General features: G+C 58.1%; 6 protein-coding genes. 3 read left to right on the plus strand and 3 right to left on the minus strand.

What is annotated here, in order from left to right; all coding sequences use genetic code 11:
• Positions 1-349: 349 nt before the first annotated feature.
• Both J8I87_RS43130 and J8I87_RS43135 read right to left on the minus strand, forming a co-directional pair.
• Positions 350-586: a hypothetical protein gene (locus tag J8I87_RS43130; protein WP_209938711.1), complete on the minus strand. Its 237-nt coding sequence runs from the start codon at positions 584-586 to the stop codon at positions 350-352.
• On the minus strand, positions 583-828 hold the full coding sequence (locus J8I87_RS43135) for a hypothetical protein (RefSeq protein ID WP_245254608.1): 246 nt from the start codon (positions 826-828) through the stop codon (positions 583-585). The genes J8I87_RS43130 and J8I87_RS43135 overlap by 4 nt, the downstream gene beginning before the upstream one ends.
• A gap of 278 nt (positions 829-1106) precedes the next feature.
• Here J8I87_RS43135 and J8I87_RS43140 point away from each other — a divergent pair, with 278 nt between their 5' ends.
• From J8I87_RS43140 to J8I87_RS43150, 3 genes are read left to right on the plus strand one after another with little or no spacing between them, the layout of a single operon-like run.
• Positions 1107-2348: a site-specific integrase gene (locus tag J8I87_RS43140; RefSeq protein WP_209938713.1), complete on the plus strand. Its 1242-nt coding sequence runs from the start codon at positions 1107-1109 to the stop codon at positions 2346-2348.
• Complete coding sequence (locus tag J8I87_RS43145; RefSeq protein ID WP_209938715.1) at positions 2345-3274, plus strand: tyrosine-type recombinase/integrase; 930 nt, start codon at positions 2345-2347, stop codon at positions 3272-3274. Before J8I87_RS43140 ends, J8I87_RS43145 begins: the two co-directional genes overlap by 4 nt.
• A complete protein-coding gene (locus tag J8I87_RS43150; RefSeq protein ID WP_209938716.1) occupies positions 3267-4262 on the plus strand; it encodes a tyrosine-type recombinase/integrase in 996 nt (331 codons plus the stop codon). Before J8I87_RS43145 ends, J8I87_RS43150 begins: the two co-directional genes overlap by 8 nt.
• Positions 4263-4536: 274 nt before the next feature.
• On the opposite strand, the gene J8I87_RS43155 is transcribed toward J8I87_RS43150, so the two are convergent.
• Positions 4537-5562, minus strand: a complete 1026-nt coding sequence (locus tag J8I87_RS43155) for a tyrosine-type recombinase/integrase (RefSeq protein WP_209938717.1) — start codon at positions 5560-5562, stop codon at positions 4537-4539.
• Positions 5563-5720 lie beyond the last annotated feature (158 nt).

Here is a 5720-nt window from a genome sequence, read left to right on the forward strand (position 1 = left end):
ACCATCTCCCCTACGGTACTGAAGTTTCGGCGAAATCGAGAGCACTCGCTACTACGGGGATTCTCGGGCGGATACATTTCAACCGCTATCTCCGGAGAGGCCAAACGCGCCTCTACCGTGGCCCGGCTGGGCGCAGCACTTTTTGCAACCCAACCTGTTACGTCGCGCGCAGGATGAGGAGCGGTATCTCGCGCTATTCGAGGTGAGACGGTAAGCGCCGTCGCGGGATCGGTAAGGGAAAGGATTTCCCTGGCGAACGCGCGATGCAGATCAGGATTGTGGATGCATCATCGCGCGATCGATGCATCGGCCACCATGCAAACAGCCCCGGGCTCGCCGGGGCTGTCGCTCAGAACGGGTCATCGATGCGATGACGCGGGGGAGGTCTGCGCGGGGGCACGGACCACGGTTCGTAGTAGCGCCGGATCGGCTCACGATACGCTGCGCTGAACCACAGGAACCATTCCGAGAGCAGGTGCTGGATCTGCGCGGCCGCCTCGTCGGAGAGTTCCGGCAGCGCCGGTGTGCGCGGTATGCGATCCGCTTGCCGGTTTCGGGCCTTCGCGCGTCTGGATTGCCGGTTCATCGGAATTCCTCTATGGCCTGTTGCAGCAGTTCGTCGGGGATATGGTTGAGCGCCTTCGGTACGGCCAGCTGCATGGCGGTGCGCAGGATGCGGCCCGCCTGCCGTGGTAACCCTCGTGAGGCCTGTCGCAGCAGTTCAAGCCCGGAGTCGGACAGCAGCGTGTGCGTGCAGCCGGCGCTCTTGAGCGCGTGCGAGATCAGTTGTGCGAAGCGCTCACGCTCGATTACGGGCTTCAGTTGCACGCGCGCCTGGATCCGGCCGTAAAGCGCCGCATAGGGCGCACGCTCGAGCGTGGAGGCCAGCGACGGATGGGCCGCGAGCCAGACGGTAAGCAGATCACGCGAGTCGAACGCGAAGTTCAGGACATGTTCGGTAGAACATGTCCTGAATCATGTTGCGGTGACGCTTATGTTGCGTTGTGTTCATCGCGCCGCATGAGATCGGTGTTCGTCTTGCGTTGACAACACATAAATAGTAGCCCTCACTGGTCACGCATCATCATATTGATGGAGGTGCGACCATGTTTGATCATCTCTTCAAGTCATCCCTTGCTGTGGCGCTCCACGCAAATGCGCCGTACGCCGAAGAGCGAATCCGATATCTCGAACACTGCGAGCGTCGAGGCGATAAGCATCATACGGTGCGACGCAAAGCATGGGATCTGCTCTGGATCGCGCATCAACTCAGTGAGCGCGCTGATTTGCATTTCACGGTTAATCAGTTGCGATCTATCCTCTTCGATCCCGATCGTAAGGGAATTCGGCATCGACAGATCGACAGTTACTGGACGCGAAGGCAAACCATTAGCACGGCTCGCGGGTGGCTCCGTTACCTCGGATGTCTCGACAGGCCTGATGTGCAGATCCCCTTTCAGTCATACCTTGACGACTACTGCAAATGGGCAACGAATGAGAGAGGGCTCGCTGAATCGACGGTCGGCCTTTACGCTCGCCTCGTCACCCGATTTTTACTTTGGTACGGCCCGGGTGGGCGGTCACTGTCCCAAGTTCGTGTCAGCGATATCGATGCGTATCTCGCATATGGCCGTCAACGAGGATGGGGGCGCTTCACCATTCGAACTGCCGTCGACGCAATGCGGGCATTCTTTCGCTTTGGAGGCGTAGCGCATTGGTGTGAGCCGTCCCTCGCTGCGGCCATTCAGGGGCCACGGATCTATTCCCTTGAGAACTTGCCAGCTGGGCCGACGTGGGCAGACGTGTTGCGCGTTTTTGCGGGTCTCAACTCAACCGATCCGAAGGATGTCCGCGACCGTGCGATCCTCATGCTGTTGTCAATCTACGGAATGCGGGCAAGCGAAGTCGCGAAGCTTCGTCTCGATGATATTGACTGGCAGCGGGATGAGCTTCGCGTGCGTCGAGCGAAACGTCGAGAACCGCAGGTCTACCCGCTTCTTCCCTCGGTTGGCAAAGCCATTGTCGATTACCTGCAGGGCGTCCGCCCAAGATCAGCTCACCGTGAGGTTTTCCTCATGCTTATGTCACCGTTTCGACCTTTGTCTGCAAAGGGGATATACGGCGTGGTCTCGCCGCGATTGAAGGCGGCTGAAATCCACTGCGCCCATCACGGGCCACATGCGCTGCGCCACGCTTGCGCCGCCCGTCTCGTTGCGCAGGGATTATCCCTCAAGGAGATCGGTGATCATCTCGGACATCGCAGTACAGACGCAACGCGTATCTACACGAAGGTCGATCTGGCTGGCCTGCGCGAGGTGGCGGCATTTGATCTGGGAGAGTTGTCATGAAACTCGCGGATATGGTCAACGCCTATATCAATTACGAGCGCTCGCGAGGTCTGCGTTTTCGGTCGGACATCAAGGAGCTCCGGTCTTATTGTCGCGCCATGGGAGATGTCGCCGTCGAAGAAGTCAGACCGGAATCCGTTCTGGCGTTTATCGCAGGAAGCGGTCCGGTCACCGCGCGTTGGGTGCAGAAGTACCGGATCCTTGGACGTCTGTATCGTTATGCAATCGGAAGGGGGCTGGCATCGGTATCTCCGCTCCCGGCTCAGATTCCGAGACTTCCGCCGCCATTGACGCCGCACATTTACACCGTCGGGGAACTGGAGCGGCTACTGATGGCGACCTATGTCCTGCCGATGCAGGCGCTAACCATGCGCACGTTGCTGCTCCTGCTTTACGGGACAGGGATGCGTATCGGTGAAGCGCTGTCGCTCACAATACAGGATGTCGATCTTCAGACGTGTGTGCTGGTGATTCGGAACAGCAAATTCTTCAAGACGAGGATGGTGCCCATTGGTCCGCGACTCGCGACGGTGCTCGCCGATTACCTGTGGTACCGTCGCCGACGCCCGTTGCCCGCCGGTGATTCCTCGGCGTTCTTCTCAACCCGCACGGGCCATCGCCTCGACTATGGGTGGATCAGCAAGCAATTTCGCCGCGTACGAAACGCTGCTGGCATCCGACGTGAAGACGCCGCACGTTATCAGCCCCGCATCCACGACATACGCCACACCGCGGCCGTTCATCGGATTATCGCGTGGTATCGCGCCGGTGATGACGTCCAACGACTACTGCCGCAACTCGCAACGTACCTTGGCCATGTCAGTATTTCGTCAACGCAGCAGTACATCAGTACCACCACCGAGCTGATGCACGAGGCCAGTCTGCGTTTCGAACGCTACGCTCAACTGGAGATCCGCCATGCGTGACCATACCTTGCTCGGTCCGTGGGTGCGCCGATTCCTGCTCGAGTATCTCGTCACCGACCGCAATCTCGCTCGCAATACACAGGCCAGCTATCGTGATACGCTGGTCCTTTTGCTTCCGTATCTGAGCAAAGCCAGGAAGACGTCGGCTGATCGTCTTACGATCGACGACCTCTCGCCTTCGCTGTTGCGCTCCTTCCTCGCATACCTGGAGAAGGAGCGAGGCTGCAGCGGTGTCACGCGCAATACACGTCTTGCCGCGATACATTCACTCGCCAGGTTCATCGGCATGCATAGTCCTGAACATGTCGTCTGGAGTGCAGAAATTCGTGCGATTCCCTTCAGGAAGACGCCGAAGGCGACGCTGACGTACATGGACAAGCCAGAAATTGATGCGCTACTGCAAGTGCCTGACATTCGGACACCGGTGGGCAGACGCGACTATGCAGTGCTGCTATTCATGTACAACACTGGCGCACGTGTAGACGAAGTTGCCCATCTCACTGTCGGCGACTGCGCATTGCACGGCTCTCTGGCTGTCAGACTGGTCGGCAAGGCGAATAAGGCACGGTGGTGTCCCCTATGGCCCGACGCGGCTGACGTGCTACGACCATTTGTTGCCGGACGCGCCACCCACGACTTCGTATTCCTTAACCGGCTCGGACAACCGTTGACACGTTTTGGAATCTATGGACTTGTTCGTCGGGTCGTTGCGCAAGCAGCAGAAACGTCACCATCTCTCGCCGCAAAGCAGATCAGCCCGCATTGCATAAGGCATTCGTGCGCGGTCCATCTGCTTCGATCAGGCAATGACATCAATACGATTCGTGCCTGGTTGGGACACGTCTCCTTGGACACTACTAATATCTACGCAGAGGTCGATCTCGAAATGAAGGCGAAGGCGCTCGCGCTCTGTGACATTCCAAACGGGCAGTCGAACCAGCCCTGGCACACTGATCCAGGAATCATGGGGTTTCTGAAATCGTTATGAGGATCACCGGCCAAGATTAATGTTGCGGCCATCGGAGCAGAGTGACGCGCAGACAGACCTTTCGCGCGTCACCGCAACATAAGCGTCACCACAACATGATTCAGGAACGACGGGAAGTCGTGGAAGAACTCCGGCGGCAGGTTCTGCGCTTCGTCGATTAACGTTGAACATAACGTCAATCGACTAATGTGAAGTAGTCCGAGATGTGAAGTCACGAAGCGGTAACCAAGTGTGGATGCTGATTGGGTGCTTCGCGCTCCACATAACAAGACCCTCACAGGCGCCGCAACCATCCGAGCAGGTCGGCGGCTCCGTGCGTAAGCCGTCCCGGTACCGACGCCCCCAGAACATCCGGAAAGACCTGCGTCAATGCCTGCCGCTTGAGGTCGAGGTCCGCGCGCGCATACACCATGGTCGTGTTCAGGCTTGCATGCCCGAGCCATTGGCTGATGGTGGCAAAGTCAACGCCGGCCTTCAGAAGCGCGACAGCAGTACTATGCCTAACCGAATGAGGATGAATGCGCTTGTTGCGCAGGGTGTCAACGGTCGTAGCTGCTTCCGCGACATATTTGCGGAGAAGATAGCCGACCCCAAAGCGCGTCAACTTGCCACCCTGCTCATTGCGAAACAGCGTAGCCTGACTACTCTGTGTATCCGGCAGTGTCCGCGACAGATCGCGCAAAAGGAAAGCAGTGTTGGCCCAGATTGGACAGATTCTTACTTTGCCACCCTTTCCCAGCAGTCTCACCTGATACGGCGGCTCCGTCCGGATATCGCATCGGCGAAGATTGAGCACTTCTTGGACGCGCGCGCCGGTGTTGAACATTAACGCGAATAACGCGTAGTCGCGTCGGCCCGCACGCGTTGAACGGTCAATTTGGCTCAACAGCGCTTTAACCTCGTTGGCTTCCAGGTATTCGATCGCATGTTGCGTTGTGCCGCGTTTGAACGGAACACCGAGAACGCGTTGCAACTGGCTCAAGCATTCCGGATGTTCACCGGCGAGGAAATGGGCCAGGCAGTGCAGTGCCGCAAGGCGGGCATTACGGGTCGAGATGCCGTTACGTCGTTCGCGTTCCAGGAAGTCCAGAAACGCGGCCACCTGTTCGGCATTGAGATCGGCCATATCGAGGTCCTCCACAGAACGGCCGGTTTGTTCTGAAGCGAAGCGCAGGAATAGAACAACGGCATCTCGATAGCCGCGGATCGTATGAGAGCTCATCCCCCGCATGTTCGGCAAATACTCCTGGAAGAACCGAACGAGCGCCTTGCCCAATGTGTTTGGTCGATCGGGCTTCATGATGTGCCTCCATCAATCAGGCTGCCGAAGCCAGCCTCGAACTGCTCGCTGGCGGCTTGGGCAAGCGCGGGCGTCAACTGAAGGTAGATCAAATGTGCTGCAGCACATTTCATCTATTACCGGCCGAAAGTTTTTATGTGCAGTGTCGAATCCAGCCC

Source organism: Paraburkholderia sp. LEh10, from assembly GCF_017814945.1.
Classification (GTDB): Bacteria; Pseudomonadota; Gammaproteobacteria; order Burkholderiales; family Burkholderiaceae; genus Paraburkholderia.

Excerpts from the sequence above, each read along its gene's own strand:
- J8I87_RS43130 (WP_209938711.1), bottom strand. The coding sequence starts at position 586 with ATGAACCGGCAATCCAGACGCGCGAAGGCCCGAAACCGGCAAGCGGAT.
- J8I87_RS43140 (WP_209938713.1), top strand. The coding sequence starts at position 1,107 with ATGTTTGATCATCTCTTCAAGTCATCCCTTGCTGTGGCGCTCCACGCA.
- J8I87_RS43145 (WP_209938715.1), top strand. The coding sequence starts at position 2,345 with ATGAAACTCGCGGATATGGTCAACGCCTATATCAATTACGAGCGCTCG.
- J8I87_RS43150 (WP_209938716.1), top strand. The coding sequence starts at position 3,267 with ATGCGTGACCATACCTTGCTCGGTCCGTGGGTGCGCCGATTCCTGCTC.
- J8I87_RS43155 (WP_209938717.1), bottom strand. The coding sequence starts at position 5,562 with ATGAAGCCCGATCGACCAAACACATTGGGCAAGGCGCTCGTTCGGTTC.